We start from the raw sequence: 20,805 nt of genomic DNA, 5'->3' as shown, positions 1-20,805 counted from the left end.
GCCTGTAACCTGAGCAAGCGCGGCCACAGGCTTAAATTGCTGTGACTAATTAACCGGTAATGGGGTCTCGACGGGCATAAGTGTCAGCTGCAAGATATTTTCTTGCCGGCTTAATGCCAGTGGTAGTGTGTAGTTGGGAAAGCGCAATCCGAATACGGCACCTTGTTGTAACAAGTGATACAGCTGATCTGTCATGGCAATCGTTAAACTGGCGCAGCCATGCTCATCGACTCTGCCTTCAAGTGGTAAAGCGATTTTGTCGGCTAAGGTCAGATACGCCGCCATACGCCAGTGCGAGTTTTCTCCAATATTGTATGTGCTGCCATGCAATTGGTTGTAGCCTAAACCACAGGCCTGCAAGCTTAATTGGGTTTTGGCCGCTGTGGGTAGCGAAAGAGTCTGTTGCCGCTGCTGTGCCAGAAACGTGCCCCACGCCAGCCGATTTATAACTGAGTCCAGTGAGATGGGAGCATACTGAGCTTGCTGTTTTAGTGCATTAAAGCGGGCAATGCCTTGTTCCAATTTAGTGAGATCGTCCTCATATTCCAGTTGTGCCTTAAGCAGTTCATAAGCGGGAGCCTTCGCTTGTTCCATGCCGGCTAACGCCGCTTTCTCGTAGTATGCCAGTGCTTGCACTTTATCGGCTTCTGCGCCCAAACCGCGCTCTTCCATGCTGCCTAAATGATAATTAGCGATGGCAACTTGACGTTTAGCACCTTGTAAAAATGCGGCTTTCGCACCGCTGTAGTCATTTTCATTCAACAGCAGGGCGCCGTAGTTTGTCCACGTCGTACCGTCATCTGCTGCCATACCCAATTCCAGCCACTTTATGGCTTGCTGGCGTAACTGCGGGAGGTCGAGACTTTCTCTTTCGCTGCCGACACTTTGCATCGCTATTAAGTAAGCGCGCAGATACTCGCGTGAGGCATTATCCAGATAGAGGTTATCGGGTTGAAGTTCAAAGGCTTGTCCAAAGTAACTCCCCGCTTGCTGCGCCGCAGTGATTGCTTTCGCTAGATAGAACCTTGAGCTGGGATCTGCCGGACTGTGTACCCGTCCTAGGTTATATAAGGTCGGTAGTTTAAGACCCCGCGCCAGCGCTTCTTCTAACAAGGGGATTGCCTGCGTTTTTCGATCATTATCCAGCGCCATGCTGCCTAGATTATGGCTGGCACGGGCCGAACCTAAGGCTCTGGCTTGTTCATAGTATTGGCTGGCGGTGGCATTGTCTTGCGTGACGCCACGGCCGAGATGGTAGGCTTTACCCAGTAAGAATAACGCCTCAGCATTGTTCTCTGCTGCTTGCTGCTGTGCTTGTTGCAAGAAAGCGTCGTATTGTTGTTGCTCAAATACCTGTTCCAGCGCGGACTTTTCTGCAGTTGCTGCAAAGCTTACGGTCAACAGTAATAGGAGAGTAGCAATAGTGAATATCTTCATAACATCCTTGTCGTTAAGCGGGTACTTGTAAGCGGTAGTGCTAGTGAAGTTGTTTAACGTAGAGGCTTGTTATGCTACAAGCAAGCCTTGTGGTTTACCACTGTGTTATGGACAGGCGGATGAATTGCAGCGGTAGCACTGCCGTGTGTTGGCCTTACATGGAAGCCGACGATAGCTAATCGTTGATTAGCTGAGTCCGAAGTTTTTTAGTGGTATTCAATATTGTGGGAGTGGGAGATGGGCAATACGTATCTTCATTCCTGAACTTTAGGCTTCACGCCCTTATTATTGGTTTAGCACTGTTGACACTGAATCAATTTAATCATTTTTTGGTAAATAATTTTTCTAAAAATACAGCATTAATAATAGGTTATTTTTCTTGGCTGCGATTTATATTGCAGGTGTGTGACGCGCTTTATATTTCATCTAAAAATCTGACAGCCCAATAATTTTTGTTATTAGGCCGCAGATTTAAAAGCTTTTTTCAGGGAGCCTAAACCTAAACTTAAAGCTTAAAATGCGAGACCACGCCGACGAGTTGTTCCTTCGTCGCGGCCAAAGAGGTTGCGCTATTGAGGGTGGCTTTACCGCTTTGATTCAGTTCATCGACCATTTCACGAATGGTGGCCAGATTACGGTTTATCTCTTCGGTCACAGCGCTTTGCTCTTCTGCTGCGGTGGCGATTTGATTACTTAGCCCATTAATATCGAACACATAAGTGGTCAGGGTATCAAGGTTTTCCGTCACTAGATTAGTGGTATCGGCGGCTTGTTGGCAACTGTGTTTGGTTTGCTCCATTGCGGTTACGGCGGCATTGGCACCAAGATAAAGTTGTTCCAGCATCTGGTTGATTTCTGCGGTACTTGCTTGCGTGCGCGCGGCCAGTGAGCGAACTTCATCGGCGACAACAGCAAAGCCTCGACCTTGTTCACCTGCACGAGCGGCTTCGATGGCTGCATTAAGCGCTAGCAGATTGGTTTGATCGGCAATCTCGCCTATTACATTCAAAATCGCGGCGATATGACGAGTATTTTCGTTCATATCATTAATCGCATCAGCAGCGACATCGACTTTAGCGACCAAGGCAATCACAGTGTTGGCAGCTTGTTCAACGGCTTTCTTCGATTTATCCGCTTGCGCATTTGCTTGTTGAGTAAACTGGGCTGCGGATGCAGCATCACCCGCGACATTATGGGCCGTGGCGCTCATTTCAGTCATGGCTGTCACGACTTGGTCGGTTTCAACGGCGTGGATTTGCAGTGCATGATTATTGGCATTTGACTGTACATTCAATTGTCCTATTTGGTCGGACATATGATCTGAGGCTTGGGTAATTTCAGACATAATTTCACGTAGATTACCTATCACGCTGTCGAGATCTTCTGCGAGTGAGCAGAGCTCATTTTGTCCTTTAATATTTGTTTTATGAGTTAGGTCGCCATGGGCAAGACGTTCCATTACCCGTTTTATCTCATTGATTATGTGGACGAGTTGTTTACTCATAATGAGGGCGCTAAAGAGTGACGCTACAATCGCGAACAAGATCAATCCCAGTAGGATACTTTCTGTCGAGGTGACTTTATCTTCAGCTTGTTTGCCTAACTCATGATTTCTCTGAGTGATCAGCGTGACTAATTGGTTGATTTGATTACTGACCTTAGGCCCGAGCGCCGCACGCTCAGCGGTTAGCTCAGGTACTGCTCCAGTTTGTTTAGCGAGTGCCAGTTCTTCTTGGTAGAGACGAACATAATGTTCTGTTTGTGGTAAAAGAGTGTGAATAGCTTGAGCATCAGCGCCCATGAAGTCGGTATTAAATTTGGTCAGTTGAGAGACAAGTTGTGCGACATTATGTTGTTGATCGGCGATAGCTTTACCGTTGTGGACTAAGGTGGCTAAGCGCAGCTCAAAAAAGGATTCTCGTACTGTAGTGAAAGTTTCTGCGAGCTGAGTGTTGTCGACTAGGCTTTTACTGGTCTCACCGAGTTCGTTAAAACTGCGATAGCACGAAATACCTATGATGATCAGTAAGATACTTGTAAACACTGATGGCAATGCCGTCAATGTACTGGTTTTGGCATTTTTAAACATGGTGACCTTCTAGGATAAAAAGCAGCAATGCGTAATTTAATTACGCTATAGGTAATTTTAGCGTGCGCGTGAGCTAGCCAGCAAGAGAGTATTTTATGGGAATTTCTACTAAGATACTGTTTTTAATTGAATTGTTTTATTGGTGTTGCATCTGGTTGGTTGCTAAGTTACGAAATGTTGTGTTGTTTAAATTCAAATTTTATCTAGATGATTGTTTTTATTATTAAATACCTATGATACATGCAATTTTTTTTACAGTGATTTAGCATTTAAATTGGTCTTTGTGATCTCGTACTCAAATGCTATAAATGATTCAAAATGTAATTCAGACATATACTTAAAGCCGATGACTCATGCTGAAATAAAAGCCCCCGCCAGTAGTGATTGACGGGGGCTCTACGTTTGCTAGTGGCTAAGTATTTTTTGAATACCTACAACTAGATTTCAGTCTTATTCTTTATATTTAAGCGTGCCGTTAGCTTTGATTTCGTCAAACCATAGGTTGTGATGTTGGCTGGCCCAGTTTTCATCACAGTAGCCTGACACCATACATTCCATACCACCTTCTGACATCACAGTTGCCATGAAGATGTGTACGATAGAGAAAGCACAGATCACGATAGCGCTCACTGAATGCAGTACCAGGGCGATCAAGCTTAATGAACGGCTTGGCTCGAACAGGTTAGGGAAGAGTAATAACATGCCCGAGGCTGAAATGACTAATCCAAACAGGGCAAATGCCCAGAACCACATTTTCTCACCCGCGTTAGCAAAACCTGCATCTGGGTGCTTACCTTTGAACGGACCAAAGTTAATGTAACCGCCTACTACCATGAACCACTTTACGTCGTACATTTTTGGCAGCTGGTTTTTCGCCCATAGGGTGGTCATCAATGCCCAACCTATCATGAAGGGAATCGCCATCACGTCATGGATTTGCTTCGCGCCATAGACGATTGCTTCCCAGATGCCTTCACCCAACCAAGGTTGGAAGAAGAAGCGACCCGCCAGCAAGGTTAAGCCTGTTAAAATCAACAGTAAGCATGGAATCGCGCCTAACCAGTGGATTGAAACATCAAACTTAGACCAGCGATGCACTAACTTGCCTGAAAAACCATGGTGCAGCTTGGAGATGCCATTCACCTTGATAAATAGGACAAAGATAATGATCATACCGAATAGTGCTGCCATTAAGGCGGGCGCTAACCAGTCGCTACGCAGCGCTAATACCCGTAAATCGTAGGTATTGATCGGCTGAGCATGAAACTCACTTTGGGAGGTAGTGTATCCCGTGGCACCATCCTTCAGTTGCGCCCAAATTTGGGCATCAGACTGTTGAACTTGATTCGCCAGTTCATCACCACCATTGGCTATACACACAGCACTAAATAACAGTGCTATGGCTAAACCTATGTGTTTGAACCATTTGTTCATCATACATCCTCTCTCACTTAGTCGCGCCTACCTAGATAGGCGCTAAGCTAAGTCTGTGGACAGATCCTGTTGACCTGAATTAATTCCAAGCCGCGTTTTTAGCACCACGATAAGCCACACGCTCACGGAAGATGCTTGAAACCACTTCGGCATCACCCGCTAACAGGGCTTTAGTCGCGCACAGTTCTGCACACATAGGCAGTTTGCCTTCGGCAATACGGTTTGAACCGTATTTTTGGCGTTCTGCATCTGAGTGGTTTTCTTCTGGGCCACCGGCACAGAAGGTACATTTATCCATCTTACCGCGGCTACCAAAGGCACCTTTTTTCGGGAACTGAGGTGCGCCAAATGGACAGGCGTACAGGCAGTAACCGCAACCAATACAGGCATCTTTGTCGTGTAGCACTATGCCGTCGTCAGTTCTGTAGAAGCAGTTTGCTGGGCAAACCGCCATACAAGGTGCATCTGAGCAATGCATACAGGCGACAGAGATTGAGGCTTCACCACGTTGACCATCGTTGATTGTCACTACGCGGCGGCGTTGGATCCCCCACTCGAGAGCGGAGTCGTTTTCGTTTTTACAGGCAGTGACACAACCGTTACATTCGATGCAGCGCTTGGTATCACACAAAAATTTCATTGTAGCCATAATGGCAATTCTCCTAGCTTAAGCTGCACTTACGCTTTAACAATCTGACAGAGTGATGCCTTGGTTTCCTGCATTTGTGTCACAGGGTCATAACCATAGGTCAGCGCAGTGTTACAAGATTCACCAATAACGTAAGGCACTGTTCCCTCTGGATAATTAGGCGCCAAACTTTCTCCGTGCATCACACCCGCAAAGTGGTATGGCATAAAGGTAACGCCGGGTTTTACCCTTGGGGTAACCATGGCTTGCACCTTAATACGGCCACCTTCGGCGCCTTCTAACCAGACGTATTCACCGTTACGAATACCGCGATCGGCAGCGTCGGCAGGGCTTATCTCAACGAACATTTCCTGTTGAAGTTCAGCCAGCCAAGGGTTGGAGCGAGATTCTTCACCACCACCTTCGTATTCAACCAGACGACCCGATGTCAGTACCAGCGGGTACTTGCCGCTCATGTCTTTGTCTTGGATAGACTTATACAGCGTAGGGAGACGGTGTACTTGCATGTCGTCATAGGTTGGGTATTTCGCCACTAAGTCACGACGTGCTGTGTATAACGGTTCACGGTGCACAGGGACTTGGTCAGGGAAAGTCCAAACAATACAACGAGCTTTAGCATTACCAAAGGGGATACAACCGTGCTTGATCGCCACGCGCACTATGCCGCCTGACAAATCTGTTTTCCAGTTTTTACCTTCGGCTTCCGCTTTTTCTTCCGCCGTCAGATCATCCCACCAACCCAATTGTTTGAGCATATCGGCAGTAAATTCAGGGTAACCGTCTTGAATTTCAGCGCCTTTAGAATAAGTGCCATCGGCTAAAATGCTTTGACCTTTATATTCAACACCGTAACGGGCGCGGAAGTTACCACCGCCGTCTTTAACGTGTTTGGCTTGGTTATAGAGGATTTGAGTGCCAGGGTGTTTAGCCTCTGGCGTTCCCCAACATGGCCAAGGTAAACCATAGGTTTCGCCTTTAGCTGGGCCGCCTGCGGCTTCCAACGTCTTGTTGCTGAAAGTGCCCCAGTTTTGGGTGTGTAACTTGATACGCTCAGGGCTTTGACCTGTCATACCGATAGTCCACATACCGCGGTTGATTTCACGGGTGATTTCTTCAATCACAGGTAAACCATTTTCAATCGCGATGCGTTTAGTGTACTGCTCGGCAATACCCAGTTTTTGGGCTAAACGGTACATGATTTCGATGTCGGTTTTAGACTCGAACAGTGGCTCGATGACTTGCTCACGCCACTGGATAGAACGGCCTGAGTTAGATACTGAACCGTGAGTCTCAAACTGAGTTGCCGCAGGCAGCAGATATACGCCATTCTTACGACGGTGCATAACACCTGCCATCGTTGGGAATGGGTCGACAACGACGACTGTGTCCATCTTGTCTAAGGCATCACGCACTTCACGTTGACGGGTTTCAGTGTTGACCGATTGTCCCCAGAAAAACGCCATACGGATATTATCTTTCTGCGCTAATTTGCTCTTATCTTCTAACACACCATCGTGCCAACGAGAACAAGGGATACCCGGTGTCGTCATTGGATCTTTGCCAAGGTAGGCTGTTTGATCGAAACGACCTTTCACCCATGCCATGTCCAGATCCCAAACATGGGTCCAGTGACTCCATGCTGCTGAGGTCAAACCGTAGTAACCGGGTAAGTTATCAAATAACAAACCTAAGTCAGTTGCGCCTTGTACGTTATCGTGGCCACGGAAAATGTTAGTGCCGCCGCCTGAAACGCCCATGTTGCCCAGTGCTAATTGCAGAATACAATAAGCGCGAGTGTTGGCATTACCCACGTGGTGTTGAGTTCCACCCATACACCAAATCACAGTGCCAGGACGGTTATCAGCCATTAATTTAGCCGCTTGATAAACCTCGGCTTCGCTCACACCAGTGATGTTTTCGACTTCTTTAGGTGGGAACTTCTTCACTTCAGCACGGATACTTTCCATCTCGAATACGCGGTGCTTGATAAAGGTTTTATCTTCCCAACCATTTTCAAAAATGTGCCATAACATACCGTAAATAAAAGGAATGTCAGTGCCTGGGCGAATTGCACAATGCAAGTCTGAATGCGCTGCAGTGCGAGAGAAACGTGGGTCAACGACGATGATTTTGGCGTTGTTTCTTTCTTTAGCGATCAGAATATGTTGCATCGAAACGGGATGCGCTTCTGCTGGGTTTGCCCCGATCAGGAAGATGGCATGAGCATTCTGGATATCGTTGAAAGAGTTCGTTTGCGCACCGTAGCCCCAAGTGTTAGCAACACCGGCTACCGTGGTAGAGTGACAAATACGAGCTGAATGGTCGACGTTGTTTGTGCCCCACATAGCCGCCAACTTGCGGTACATGTAACAACCTTCGTTAGAAAACTTAGCGCTACCCATGAAGTACACTGAGTCTGGGCCAGATTCTTGACGAATGTTGAGCATTTGGTCGCCCACTTCGTTAATAGCATCTTCCCAAGAGATTTTTTTCCACTGGCCATCAACCAATTTCATTGGATATTTCAGGCGTTTTTCACCATGACCATGCTCACGCAGTGCAGCACCTTTCGCGCAGTGACCGCCAGCGTTGAATGGATGGTCGAATGCGGGTTCTTGGCCCGTCCACACACCATTTTGTACTTCGGCATACAGGCCACAACCGACGGCGCAGGCACTACAAATAGTACGTTTGATTTCGATTGGCGCATCATGCGGCACTTCTTTGGCTTCGACACGACGCATCATGCCTGTGCCCATCAGAGATGCTGCGGCAATACCACCTGTGGCGATACCTGCGTGCTTCATAAATTGACGACGGCTGATGCCTAACGCCGGTTTGTCTGCCACTGTGGCAACATTGGACTTGCGAGTTAACTTCATCGCTGACTTCTCCTAGATTAGCTGCGCAAGCTATCGTAATAGCTGCTGATATGCGCAGTTTCGTGGTAACCCTTTGACTCTTTAGTGGTTACCTTGCTGCTCTCGCTGGCCTGTGCCACGCTCATGCCGGTTGCGGCAATGGCGGCACCCGCTACGCTGCCGACGGTGAGCGCTTTGAGCAAAGATCGGCGAGATAAATCGCTGGGTTGCTGCTTCATGCTGACTCCTGAAATTAGGGTTTAGTTTTTGAGATCGCACGGCTTTTTGTGGGGTTCATCTTGTTATCAAAAAGTGAAGATTAGCGGCGGAAAAGATAATGGAATCATCTTGTTTACCATCAATCATCGCGCGTGACGGCAATATAGTAGGAAAGGGTTGAGTAGGAATTGATCTAGGACAGTTTGCAGCCCTGAAATCGGCGACCGTTCTCTTAAAGCGTTAACTCGCTCATAGTTTAGTGAACTACTGGGGAAGAGGGCGTTGGCGGATTTTTGTATCTCGCTGTTTCAGTTGTTAATTTTTTGTGCTTTTGAATTAATGCGATGGGTATCAGTGCGAATAAAAAACACCCCGCGATGCGGGGTGTTTTGAGGATGTAAAAGCTGCGGTTTAACTTAGTCTTTATACTTTAAGCTGCCGTTGGCTTTGATTTCGTCATACCAGAGATTATGGTGCTGGATTGCCCAGTTTTCATCACAATAGCCTGACTTCATACACTCCATACCGCCTTCGCTCAATACGGTCGCCATCCAAATATGCACTATAGTAAAGGCAATCAAGATAATGGCGCTGATAGAGTGGATCAGCAGCGCGCCCATAGAGGCTTCGCGGGGTAAATCCAAGCCTGGCAATACCAACATGATGCCAGATACGCTGATGAATAAACCAAACAACATCAGGGTCCAGAACCACATTTTTTCACCGGCGTTAGCGAAACCACTGTCAGGGTGCTTACCTTTGAACGGGCCAAAGTTGATATAACCACCTACCACTAAAAACCATTTCAAATCATACATCTTGAAGGTTTGTAACGGCATCCATTTCACCACACATACAGCCCAAGCCGCGATAAAAATGGGACCTGCCCAATCGTGGATTGTTTTGCTGCCATAGATCAATGGCGCCCAAAGGTCGGGGCCTAACATTGGCTGTATGACATGCTTACCTAACATTATGGTTAGACCGGTAAACATCAGTGCCAGACAGCTGCTCGCCATGATCCAATGGATCCACAGATCCGCCTTTGACCAGCGCGAAACCATCTTGCCTGAAAAGCCATGACTCAGTTTTGATGGACCATTCACCAGATAAAACAATAAGAAAGCACCAAACACACCTACCACGGCTAGCGCCATGACGGGGGTTAAGTATTCATTTCTCAGTTCTTTACCTTGGTTACCGGCAACGTTAATCAACACCCCAGTATCTATCCCTTTGGCAGTGGTATAGCCGGCATCGCCTGCTTTTACCGCTCGCCAAAGATCGGCATCGCTGGTTTGCGCTTTCGCCTGTTGTTGACTCGATTGCTGATCACTTGCGTGTACTGGGTTTGAGCTCATGACTGAACCTAATCCCAATCCCATGACGAGCACCAACAGAGCAAACAGACTGCGCAGTGATTTGTTTAACTGTTTGTTTAACATTTTCACTCCTTGCCAGAGGTTAGGGATTTCTCCCTAACCCTCGCTCTGCTTAGTTAATCTCACCTGTCTTGGGGTTGTAACCCCAAATCACGTTAGGATTGCCTCGAGAGGCCATACGTTGACGGTAAATGTTTGATACCACTTCCGCATCACCTGCGAGCAGCGCTTTAGTAGAACAAAGCTCAGCACACATAGGTAATTTGCCCTCAGCAATACGGTTGGCACCGTATTTTTTACGCTCAGCTTCGGAGAAGGTTTCTTCTGGGCCACCGGCACAGAAAGTACACTTGTCCATCTTGCCACGACTACCAAAGGCAGTCTTTTTCGGGAATTGCGGTGCACCAAATGGACAAGCATAGAAGCAATAACCACAACCGATACAAGTATCTTTGTTGTGTAGCACTATGCCGTCTTCGGTACGGTAGAAACAATCTGCCGGACATACGGCCATGCAGGGAGCGTCAGTACAGTGCATACAAGCCACTGAAATTGAGGCTTCGCCAGGTAGACCATCGTTGATCGTCACCACGCGGCGACGTTGAATTCCCCACTCGAGAGCGGAGTCGTTTTCGTTCTTACATGCAGTGACGCAACCGTTACACTCGATGCAGCGCTTGGTGTCACACAGAAATTTCATGACTGCCATAATGGCTTATCTCCTCATCAAGTAGGTTAGGCTTTGCTGATTTGGCATAGGCTGGACTTAGTTTCTTGCATCTGAGTCACAACGTCGTAGCCATAAGTTAAAATGGTGTTTGCAGATTCGCCTATCACGTAAGGCACAGTGCCTTCAGGATAGTTTTTCGCTAGGCTTTCGCCTTCAAACACCCCAGCAAAGTGGTATGGCATAAAACATTCACCGGCAATAACGCGCGGTGTCACCATAGCCTTAACCGTGATTTTGGCGCCTTCTGGACCATGAACAAAAACATTGTCACCGTCGCGAATACCGCGATCCGCTGCATCAGCAGGGTTCATTTCGATGAACATTTCTTGTTGTAGTTCAGCTAACCAAGGGTTAGAGCGGGATTCTTCACCACCACCTTCATATTCCACTAGGCGGCCTGATGTGAGTGCCAATGGGAAGTCTTTAGCAAAATCCTTGTCTTGAATTGACTTATACAGTGTCGGTAAACGTGCAACCATACGATCTTCGTAGGTGGGGTATTTAGCGACTAAGTCACGACGAGGCGTGTAAAGTGGTTCGCGGTGGCGTGGAATATCGTCTGGGAATGTCCATACAATACAACGAGCTTTAGCGTTACCGTAAGGGATACAGCCGTGCTTGATAGCAACACGTTGGATACCGCCGGAAATGTCAGTTTTCCAGTTTTTGCCTTCGGCGTGTTTTTTCTCGTTTTCGGTAAGGTCATCCCACCAACCTAATTGCTTAAGCATATCGGCGGTAAATTCAGGATAGCCATCTTGGATCTCACTGCCTTTAGAGTAAGTACCTTCGGCAAGAATATTATTGCCTTCATGTTCCACACCATAGCGAGCACGGAAGTTACCGCCACCGTCTTTCACATGTTTGGCTTCGTTATACAGAATCTGGGTACCAGGATGTTTCATCTCTGGTGTGCCCCAACATGGCCAAGGTAAGCCGTAGGTTTCGCCTTTGGCAGGACCGCCGGGGGCTTCTAGGCTGTCAGCATCAAAAGTACCCCAGTTTTCTTGGTGCATTTTTAAACGCTCTGGGCTTTGTCCGGTATAACCGATAGTCCACATACCTGTGTTAAATTCGCGGGTGATATCTTCAATCAAAGGCTCTTCACCATTGACTTTAATATGCTTGAATAGCTCTTTATCTATACCCACTTTTTTGGCGAGTTTGTACATGATCACATGATCAGGCAGGGATTCGAACAGGGGCTCTATGACCTTAGAACGCCATTGTACTGAGCGGTTAGTCGCAGAGATTGAACCGTAGGTTTCAAACTGGGTTGCCGCAGGAAGTAAATAAACCCCATCTTGACGTTGGTGCATAACACCCGCCATGGTTGGGAATGGATCGACAACGACGACGGTATCCATTTTATTTAAAGCTTCACGCACTTCACGGCCACGGGTTTCAGTGTTGACCGATTGTCCCCAGAAGAACGCCAGACGAATATTGTCTTTTTGCGCTATCTTGGTTTTATCTTCTAACACGCCATCGTGCCAGCGCGAACAAGGAATACCCGCAGAGGTTTGCGGTTTTTGTCCTAGATATTCGCCTTGATCGAAACGGCTCGCTACCCAATTAGGGTCGAGATCCCACACATTATTCCAATGGGCCCAAGCGCCAGTCGTTAAACCGTAGTAACCCGGTAAGTTATCAAATAACAAACCAAAGTCGGTTGCGCCTTGCACGTTATCATGGCCACGGAAAATGTTAGTGCCGCCGCCAGGTACACCCATGTTGCCCAGTGCTAACTGTAAAAGACAGTAGGAGCGAGTGTTAGAGTTACCCACGTGGTGCTGAGTACCACCCATACACCAAATAATGGTGCCGGGTTTGGTTTCAGCCATCATTTTGGCGACGCGGTACATCTGCGCCTTTGGTACACCCGCAACTAACTCAACTTCTTCAGGGGTATACTTCTTCACTTCCTCGCGGATACGATCCATGCCATAGACACGGTGTTTGATAAACTCTTTATCTTCCCAGCCGTTTTCAAATATGTGCCATAACAGGCCATAAATGAAGGGGATGTCTGTGCCAGGACGGATATGCACGTACTCGTCAGATTTCGCTGCAGTACGGGTGAAACGTGGATCAACAACGATGATTTTGGCACCGCGTTCTTTACCAATCAAAATATGCTGCATGGCAACAGGATGCGCTTCACTGGGGTTTGCCCCAATAAACATGATGCACTTAGAGTTGCGAATATCGTTGATTGAGTTGGTTTGCGCACCGTAGCCCCAAGTGTTAGCAACACCGGCTACCGTGGTAGAGTGACAAATACGGGCAGAATGGTCGACGTTGTTCGTACCCCACAATGCCGCAAATTTGCGATATAAATAAGCTTGTTCGTTAGAGAACTTAGCGCTACCCATAAAGTAGACTGAATCTGGGCCTGACTCTTGACGAATTGAAGCCATTTTATCGCCGACTTCATTAATCGCTTGATCCCAAGAGATCTTTTTCCATTTTCCGCCTTCTAACTTCATGGGGTATTTCAGGCGTTTTTCGCCGTGACCATGTTCACGCAGTGCAGCCCCTTTCGCGCAGTGACCGCCAGCGTTGAACGGGTGATCGAATGCGGGTTCTTGACCCGTCCATACACCATTTTGTACTTCTGCATACACACCACAACCTACGGCACAGTGAGAACAGATGGTACGTTTGACTTCGGTGGGAACATTGTGGCCAATATCTTCTTGGGCCTGTGCTTTACGCATCATGCCTGTGCCCAGCATGGACGCCGCAGCGATCCCTCCTGTGGCAAGACTTGCCGATTTTAAGAATTGACGACGATTGAGACCCAGTGCTGGCGCTTTAGCTTCGACAACCTGGTCTGTTTTGCGGGTTAATCGCATCACACACTCTCCTCTATTTTAGTTTTAAAGCGACGCATAATAGCTACGAATATGGTCGGTTTCGCGGTAGTTCTCACTTTTAGGCTCTGTGGTTGCTGCCGTTTTTGTCGAAGCTAACGCTTGACTACTCACAGTGACCACTGCGCCTGCCGCACTGCCGAGTGCCAATGCTTTAAGCAATTGACGACGGCCCATGTCGGAAGCTGGCTTCTTCATAGTGTCTCCTTGTGTTACTGGATAAGGTGGTACAAACGGCTACCACCTCGGTTATTGTGGAAGCCTAAGCTTCCGTTATTGTTGCTAAGGTGAACATTAATCTCACCTTCGCAGTTTGAACTCATCTCTAACATTTACATTTAGCACGCACATGCCGCGCTATCACTCAGTTTAGTCTTAGTTCATTAACTCTACTGGTTTTGCTAAATCGCTGGTGGCTGGCTGTAAGTCTGCGCTGCCCGGGCAATTGACTGGAATATCTAAGCTTAATTGCTCAAAAGCACTGGCTTCCATTGCAAAAAAAGCTTTTGCTAGCTGTGCAACCGTGGCGTAAAACGCCGCACTTGGTGCTTTGGCTAAATTGTCGCAAAAACGGCCAATCCAACTGCCGATATGGCGTTGGAAAAAAGCCAATTGGCGATAACTTGGCGCTTCTAAAATCAGGGTTCCCATCACTTCACACAGTGCTGCAACGTGATCTTCGGGTTCCTTGACGTTGTCTTCGCGTTCAAACCCTAGTTGCATTAAGTCTTGGCGTAGCAATGCCAGTGGTTTATCCATCAATGAGCCCGTCATAAACCAGCTGCCGTAGGGCAGGATCTCACCGCAACCTACACCGAGGAACAGGGCAAAATACTCGTCTTCTAGTTGTGCACTGTTGAACTGCTGTGCGGCGAGTTGGAGTGATAACCAAGCTTTAGTCATCTCGTTGTCTTCATTGGCATCAATTTCAAGATTGGCCAAAAAGTGTAGCAGTTCAGGGCTTGGCTGACGGCGCAATAGGGCGGCTAACAGTTGATAGATATCGGCTCTCAACTGATCGTTTTCTGAAACTTGTCTTACTGATTCGGTCATAGCGGATCTCTTATCGCAGTTGCTTTTCAGGATCTTGAAGAATGTCTTCAAACATGTCTTTTACCCGGCAGTCGCCACACATTTTCAAGCGTTCAATATTGGCAGAAAATGCGCTGTGCGCGCCGACCATATCCAGCATCCGATGCACCATAGATTGGGTCGCAAAAGGAGAGCCGCAGCGAATACATTCGAAGGGGGCTTCTTCTTTCAGGGTGTGTTGTTGCTGACGGGCAGCTTTATTAAAGTTAATTTGCGGGGTTAGGCTGATAACCTTTTCAGGACACGCTGCCTCACATAAACCGCATTGCACGCAGTTTTGCTCGATGAAGTGTAGTGCAGGTTTGTCGCCACCATCTTGTAATGCCATCGTGGGACAAATTGCCACGCAGGACATACACATAGTGCACTTTTCTACATTCACACTGACTTTGCCAAAGGGAATATTGTTGAGGCTAAGGCAAGTATCAATTTCACCCGCTTGGCTATTGAGGTGATCGATCGCTTCAAATAGCGTATTGCGTTTAGTGGTCGAGGCAAATGCAGCGGGCACGATCACGGGCCAATCTAAGCTGATATCGAGCATCGAATCTAAATCGGCAAGCATGCTTGGGTCGATGAGGCTAATGCGTTGTGGCTGGCCCATTTCATCTAAAATGCTATTGGCTAACGACAGTTCGCCTTTAAGCATTTGCGTTAGGGTTGGCGCTGTTGCGTCTGTGTTGAGGATCAGCACTTGGCGCGCGCCCCAAGCGAGTACTGACAACCAATGATCTACGCTAGCAACGGTAATTTCTTCGAGGGCAACGGGGATGATGTCGCCTGCTAAATCGTCACTAATAAAGTTGGCGCCGACGGCATTATCGTGGAACAAGATCACTGGTGCGGTTTGTGCTTGCTCGCGGAAACGGCTAACGACTTTGTTCAGGTATGAATGCAAAGCTTGCGGCGTAGGTAAATCGTAACTGATAGCACCCGTTGGGCAAGCGCTGGTACAACTGCCTGCGCCGTGGCAAAGATATGGATCGATTTCAATTTTCTTTGCGACACTGCTGATCGCATCTGCTGGGCAGAAGTTGAGGCAACGATTACAACCATTGATGCCATTGCGGTCGTGGGCACAGATATCTGGGTTAATTTTGACGTAGCGCGGCTTATCAAATTGGCCGATGAGTTCGGGAATTTGCGCAAGGGCATCTTCGAGTTTTTCAGCGTCTTGGCCTACGTAAAAATAGCCGGGTGGCAGCATTTCTAAGTTCAAACAAGCTGCGCTGCTCAAATCGAGCACGATATCGAAATGGGGTTTACGGATTGACACTAAACTGAGTTCGGCAGCCCCATCTTGATGTTCAACACTGACTTGAAATTGGCCTAAAAAGCCTTTTACGCCAATGAGTTTGTTGTAATAGCTTTCGACATCAGTTGCCGCTGCCATGACACGTTCTAGGTGCGCTTCATCTTGGCTGGTAATGGCTTCATTGGCTAAAATCACTCTATGGGCCATAGTGGACAATTTGTCCGCGGCGAGGCGAGCCAGATCTTCTGGGCCAATAATAAGAACATTGCCTTCGGTGGTATAGCTGACAGTTGGCGGGATCAGATTCTGCAACATCTGAGTTTGCGTTAATACCTGTTGTCGCGCTTGTTTTAACGCTTCTTGGGTTTGATTGGTCATCAAATAAGTGCTCACATTGCGTTCCTGAACAGTACTTTGGCTGTTTCTTGTTTTACTGTATCTGGGCAGATTTAGGCGGCTGGTAATAAGTAAGTCATTGCCTTTTCTGCTTTTATCTAAGCTTTTTATATCTTAGTACAGCAATTCACATACCAAAGTTACGGACATTAAAATTAGCTAAACTGACGTTAAACAACTCGGGTATGTACCTGAGCTAAGGGCTCTGGTGCATTTTGGGGTAGGTCATCAGTCTCCCCATCCAAATTGTCCGTTATCGGCTCAGCTGCCCATTCGACTTCGACTTCATTAGTCTCATGAGTTGTTGTTTCGCTTACATCAAGACTCGTGGATGGATTGCTTTCTTCAGTTTGTTTGGCTAAAACAGCTGATTCTTCATCCGAGGTCTCGCTGTCTTCGGCTATGTAACGGAAGACTTTTTGCATCAATTCAGCTGAGACTTCTGCACTGAGTTTCGGTTGATTACTGTAATCGAGTGCATATTCCAAAAGCCCATCTATCTCGTTGAAATGCGGTTGTTTCCACAATGCACGTAGCGCTGCTGATTTAGCCGCAGGGTCAACATTGGCGCCCATAAAACTCGCAAAGCTGCCGCCTATTTCAATCTCGTCGGGATTGGGTAAATCCGCTGCAGTGAGGATGCGATTAGTATCGTCATGCTCTGCAGTATTAGGTTCAATGGCTGACTCTGTGGGTTGAAGCGGCTCAACTGCCATAGTGGGCTCGGCTACGATGGTCTCCTGAGGTGTGATTTCCCCGTCAGCCTCTCGCGCTTCCTCTGCTGCAACTTGTTCGCGCCGTTGGTTCCAGCGACTCAGTAGCCCGCCTGTTTTTTGTATGGATTCAGCCATTAGTCCCTCCGCAATGGATCGTGACTTGGGCCTTGATTATTACGGCCATCGACATGTTTACGGCGATGAGCGGCAATTTCGACTTCACCATATTGGGTGATAAAGGCTTCAATCCAACAAGCGATAGCTTTTGGCATCAATAAGTTGAGGACAGGGGTATTGCCCTCAAGGCAACCCGCCGCGACATTCTGATCCGCCGATAATGCCGCAGGTATCCAAGTGCCATCGGCCGTTTCATCACATACTAAATACAGCATGGCGTTATCTAAATCGAGATTGAGGCGATAGCTGGCGCGTTCGTCTTTATGCAGTTCGAGTAGCACTAAGGTTGCATCGTCTGGGGCTTGATGGGTGGCGGGAAGTAGGTGATCAATTTCCCATTGTACTGAGGTCCAGCGGCCAACTTGCTTCTCTACTTTCTTGAGTGAAACGTACATAGGCCAAACACTAGTTGTATGTTGCATTGTCTCTCCGTCTCAGCCGTGTTGATGGACAAACCGTAGAGTGAACGGTTCGGTTTTACCAACAAATTGCGATAAAAGGTCACTGCAATATTGGTGCCAGTAAACATAGTGGATTAGTTTGAGCTAGATCATCAAAAACACCCTATAAATTGGACATTTTGTCCAGTACAGGATTTTGTTTGGGACATAAAAGGGCTAATGAAAAATCTGCATTGCGGCAGATCACGCATTTAACCCCAATTTTTATGTCTAGGTATAAATATTGCTATGCTCTGGCCATGACTCGTTAAGCGGTAACATTATGATCTCTGAAAATATCACTATTCCTGATAACAACATGAGCACAGATAGCGAAATAGCTGCAGCCAATCCTTCTCAAAAAACTCAGCATCAGTGTTCTTTTGTGAGAACTCAAGTGGAAGTACCGCTAACCATTGCTGTAAAAGCAGTGAATGAAGCCGGGGAAGTGTTGGATAAATTTGTCGCCTGCGAACGTCCGCTTACCGTGTATTTGAACTGGCGACCAATAGTGACACTTATGACCCTAGGAGCGAAACCTGAGTCACTGGCGTTAGGTTATCTTAAGAACCAAGGCTTTATTTCGGATGTCAGTCTATTGGACTCGGTTATTGTCGATTGGGATGTGAGTTCTGCAGCCGTGGTTACCCGTGAACAAACCGCCGATCTGGATGAGAAACTCTCCGAAAAAACGGTGACATCAGGCTGTGGTCAAGGCACGGTTTATGGCAGTTTTATGCAAGATTTAGACGGCATCAATTTACCAACGCCAAGTCTTAAGCAAAGCACCCTTTATAGCTTATTGAAAAATATCAACGAATATAATGAAACCTATAAAAATGCGGGTGCTGTACACGGTTGTGGCTTGTGCGAAGACGATAAAATTATGGCTTTCGTCGAGGATGTTGGCCGCCATAATGCCGTCGATACCTTGGCTGGGGATATGTGGCTGACGCAGGATCGTGGCGATAATAAAATATTCTATACCACAGGCCGCTTAACCTCTGAAATGGTGATTAAAGTCGCCAAAATGGGGATCCCTATTTTGTTATCACGCAGTGGCGTTACTCAAATGGGCTTAGCACTGGCGCAGCAGTTGGGTATTACTATTATAGCACGCGCGAAAGGCCGTCACTTTTTGGTGTACCACGGCAGTGAAAATCTGCAGTTTGATGCCAATACGGCTCCTTAGCCTCAAGTCAGCTAAGACTTACATGCAGTAACGAAGAATAAGACAAGGAAACAAGATGACGTCTGCCAGTGAATTGGTCTACATGAGCGCGAAGCAAGTGGCTGAGTATTTAGATCTTAATGAGAAAAAAGTCTACGCCATGGCTAATGACAGAATTCTCCCCGCCACTAAAATCACCGGTAAATGGCTATTTCCGAAAGTGTTAATCGACCGTTGGGTAATGGATTCTTGCCACAGTGGCATGCTGACCGATCGTTTATTGATCACTGGTAGTGACGATCCACTATTATCTATGCTGGTGGCGCGTTTGATGGCGCAAGTTGGTAGCCGTGAGTTGATAAGCTACAGCGCAACAGGTTCACGCTTAGGGTTAGAGTTGCTTGCTAAAGGTTATGCCGATGTGTGCACCTTACACTGGGGTAGCATGGAGGATAGAAATATTCGCCACCCAGCTTTACTTAAAGGTTATAACAACCATCAACAATGGATCATGGTGCATGGTTACTCCCGTCAGCAAGGGTTGATCATGCGTGCCGATATGCACCACCGATGCCAAGAAGAAGATAAAGTCGTGAACTTGCCTTGGCGTTGGGTGAGTCGTCAGGGGGGCGCAGGTAGCCAACAGCACTTAGAGCATTGGTTGTTAAAGCAAGGTGCTCGCTTAGATCAACTTAATGTCGTGCTAACTGCCTATAGTGAACGCGAGTTGGCGGGTTATATCGCTAGGGGTGATGCCGATATTGGTTTTGGTTGTCAATCTGTGGCTTTGGAAAGTGGTTTAAGTTTCGTGCCGTTGATTAAAGAGTCTTTTGATTTCATTATGCCGCAAAGCATTTACTTCCGTCGTCAGCTTCAACAACTTTTTACTATGTTGGCGAGCGGTCACTCGAGGCAAATGGCGGCACTACTTGGTGGCTATGATCTTACAGACTGCGGACAACTGCTATGGAGTGCGAGCTAATCCACTCAACTCGGTAATGGATTAAGGTGAATAGAGTTGAATGGTCTCTGAACTACTTATTACTGCTACTACATGCTGATATCTAATGTAGCCAGCTACTAACGAATAAGTATCAAAGAGACCCTCGTTATATTGCTGATTACGTCGTTTCGACTTTCTATGGTGGGTTGATGGGGGGGCAACTACTATATATAGGTAAAGTATCTTCATCGCCAAATACACTCAGAGTGTCATCTTCTTCTGTTGTTCCCCGTAATTCTCCCATTAACGACTCTATATAAAAGTGGAGGTGAGATATTCCGGTTCGAGCAGCCGTTATTCTCATTTAAATCTGATAGCATTCATGCTCATGATCCCTTTGTCTTGATACTGTACGCTGGCAATCAATTGGGCCAAATTACAGATAAAGCGCTATTTTGTGGATAACTTTGGGGGTAAGCGGTGGGTATGGTGTGGCTAGATTAGATAATATGAATTAACTGCAAATTTACTTAAAAAAGGGGTTGCGCACTTTCTCAATCTCCCTATAATGCGCATCCACTGACACGGCAGACAGCGTTAAGCAGGCTGACGAGTTAGGTTAAATTGAGTAGCTTTTAAGCACTTAATTCAACCGCAGCAAGAAGTTGAAAAATACTCCTTGACGCGAAACGGGAAATGCGTAGAATGCACGACCCTGAGCTGATGAAGCATCAGCACGACCCGCCGGCAACGGTATGTGGTCAACGCTCTTTAACAAGATAAAACAAGAAATCTGTGTGGACACTCACAGGTGTTGAGTTAATCGAAACTGCTTAGCCTTCGGGTTGGCAGTCAAAAATTTAAATCAATGTAACAATGAGTGTTCATAGTAATATGTACAGTTTGTTTCTTTAGCTAGAAACAAAAAATCAGAATTC

The 20,805-nt window shown here is 47.1% G+C and carries 16 protein-coding genes; 2 read left to right on the top strand and 14 right to left on the bottom strand.

Features of this window, described 5'->3' with window-relative positions:
- Nucleotides 1-45 precede the first annotated feature (45 nt).
- From L5M11_RS19745 to L5M11_RS19680, 14 genes are all read right to left on the bottom strand, one after another.
- The gene (locus L5M11_RS19745) at nucleotides 46-1,437 is read right to left on the bottom strand and encodes a hypothetical protein (RefSeq protein WP_263193039.1); all 1,392 of its coding nucleotides are present in this window, start codon (nucleotides 1,435-1,437) and stop codon (nucleotides 46-48) included.
- Nucleotides 1,438-1,942: 505 nt separating this feature from the next.
- On the bottom strand, nucleotides 1,943-3,526 hold the full coding sequence (locus tag L5M11_RS19740; protein ID WP_263193038.1) for a methyl-accepting chemotaxis protein: 1,584 nt from the start codon (nucleotides 3,524-3,526) through the stop codon (nucleotides 1,943-1,945).
- 450 nt (nucleotides 3,527-3,976) lie between these two features.
- A complete protein-coding gene (locus L5M11_RS19735) occupies nucleotides 3,977-4,960 on the bottom strand; it encodes a formate dehydrogenase subunit gamma (protein WP_263193037.1) in 984 nt (327 codons plus the stop codon).
- Between the two features lie 79 nt (nucleotides 4,961-5,039).
- Nucleotides 5,040-5,609 carry a formate dehydrogenase FDH3 subunit beta gene (gene fdh3B / locus L5M11_RS19730; RefSeq protein WP_105250558.1) on the bottom strand — a complete coding sequence of 190 codons (570 nt, stop codon included), beginning with the start codon at nucleotides 5,607-5,609 and terminating at the stop codon, nucleotides 5,040-5,042.
- Nucleotides 5,610-5,638: 29 nt separating this feature from the next.
- Nucleotides 5,639-8,491, bottom strand: a complete 2,853-nt coding sequence (locus L5M11_RS19725) for a molybdopterin-dependent oxidoreductase (protein ID WP_263193036.1) — start codon at nucleotides 8,489-8,491, stop codon at nucleotides 5,639-5,641.
- A gap of 17 nt (nucleotides 8,492-8,508) precedes the next feature.
- The gene (locus L5M11_RS19720; RefSeq protein WP_253989766.1) at nucleotides 8,509-8,709 is read right to left on the bottom strand and encodes a twin-arginine translocation signal domain-containing protein; all 201 of its coding nucleotides are present in this window, start codon (nucleotides 8,707-8,709) and stop codon (nucleotides 8,509-8,511) included.
- A gap of 396 nt (nucleotides 8,710-9,105) precedes the next feature.
- Complete coding sequence (locus tag L5M11_RS19715) at nucleotides 9,106-10,134, bottom strand: formate dehydrogenase subunit gamma (RefSeq protein ID WP_113940318.1); 1,029 nt, start codon at nucleotides 10,132-10,134, stop codon at nucleotides 9,106-9,108.
- A 49-nt stretch (nucleotides 10,135-10,183) separates the two neighbouring features.
- Complete coding sequence (gene fdh3B / locus L5M11_RS19710) at nucleotides 10,184-10,780, bottom strand: formate dehydrogenase FDH3 subunit beta (protein WP_006083566.1); 597 nt, start codon at nucleotides 10,778-10,780, stop codon at nucleotides 10,184-10,186.
- Between the two features lie 26 nt (nucleotides 10,781-10,806).
- Nucleotides 10,807-13,659: a formate dehydrogenase subunit alpha gene (locus tag L5M11_RS19705; protein WP_113940319.1), complete on the bottom strand. Its 2,853-nt coding sequence runs from the start codon at nucleotides 13,657-13,659 to the stop codon at nucleotides 10,807-10,809.
- 24 nt (nucleotides 13,660-13,683) lie between these two features.
- Nucleotides 13,684-13,875, bottom strand: coding sequence for a twin-arginine translocation signal domain-containing protein (locus L5M11_RS19700; RefSeq protein ID WP_113940320.1), 192 nt, complete (start codon nucleotides 13,873-13,875; stop codon nucleotides 13,684-13,686).
- A 177-nt stretch (nucleotides 13,876-14,052) separates the two neighbouring features.
- Complete coding sequence (locus L5M11_RS19695) at nucleotides 14,053-14,730, bottom strand: molecular chaperone (RefSeq protein WP_105250552.1); 678 nt, start codon at nucleotides 14,728-14,730, stop codon at nucleotides 14,053-14,055.
- 10 nt (nucleotides 14,731-14,740) lie between these two features.
- Nucleotides 14,741-16,402, bottom strand: coding sequence for a 4Fe-4S binding protein (locus L5M11_RS19690; protein ID WP_263193051.1), 1,662 nt, complete (start codon nucleotides 16,400-16,402; stop codon nucleotides 14,741-14,743).
- Between the two features lie 188 nt (nucleotides 16,403-16,590).
- A complete protein-coding gene (locus L5M11_RS19685) occupies nucleotides 16,591-17,271 on the bottom strand; it encodes a DUF3306 domain-containing protein (RefSeq protein WP_263186502.1) in 681 nt (226 codons plus the stop codon).
- Entirely contained in the window at nucleotides 17,271-17,735 is a 465-nt protein-coding gene (locus L5M11_RS19680) for a DUF3305 domain-containing protein (protein WP_105250549.1), read from the bottom strand. Before L5M11_RS19680 ends, L5M11_RS19685 begins: the two co-directional genes overlap by 1 nt.
- 337 nt (nucleotides 17,736-18,072) lie before the next feature.
- On the opposite strand from L5M11_RS19680, the gene L5M11_RS19675 reads away from it, so the two are divergent.
- Both L5M11_RS19675 and L5M11_RS19670 read left to right on the top strand, forming a co-directional pair.
- Nucleotides 18,073-18,945, top strand: coding sequence for a formate dehydrogenase accessory sulfurtransferase FdhD (locus L5M11_RS19675; protein ID WP_113940335.1), 873 nt, complete (start codon nucleotides 18,073-18,075; stop codon nucleotides 18,943-18,945).
- A gap of 55 nt (nucleotides 18,946-19,000) precedes the next feature.
- Nucleotides 19,001-19,906, top strand: a complete 906-nt coding sequence (locus L5M11_RS19670) for a helix-turn-helix transcriptional regulator (protein WP_263186503.1) — start codon at nucleotides 19,001-19,003, stop codon at nucleotides 19,904-19,906.
- Nucleotides 19,907-20,805 lie beyond the last annotated feature (899 nt).

The sequence above is a fragment of the Shewanella sp. SM87 genome (genome assembly GCF_025653705.1).
Taxonomy (GTDB): Bacteria; Pseudomonadota; Gammaproteobacteria; order Enterobacterales; family Shewanellaceae; genus Shewanella; species Shewanella oncorhynchi.
This window is presented reverse-complemented; position numbering and strand designations above follow the sequence as displayed.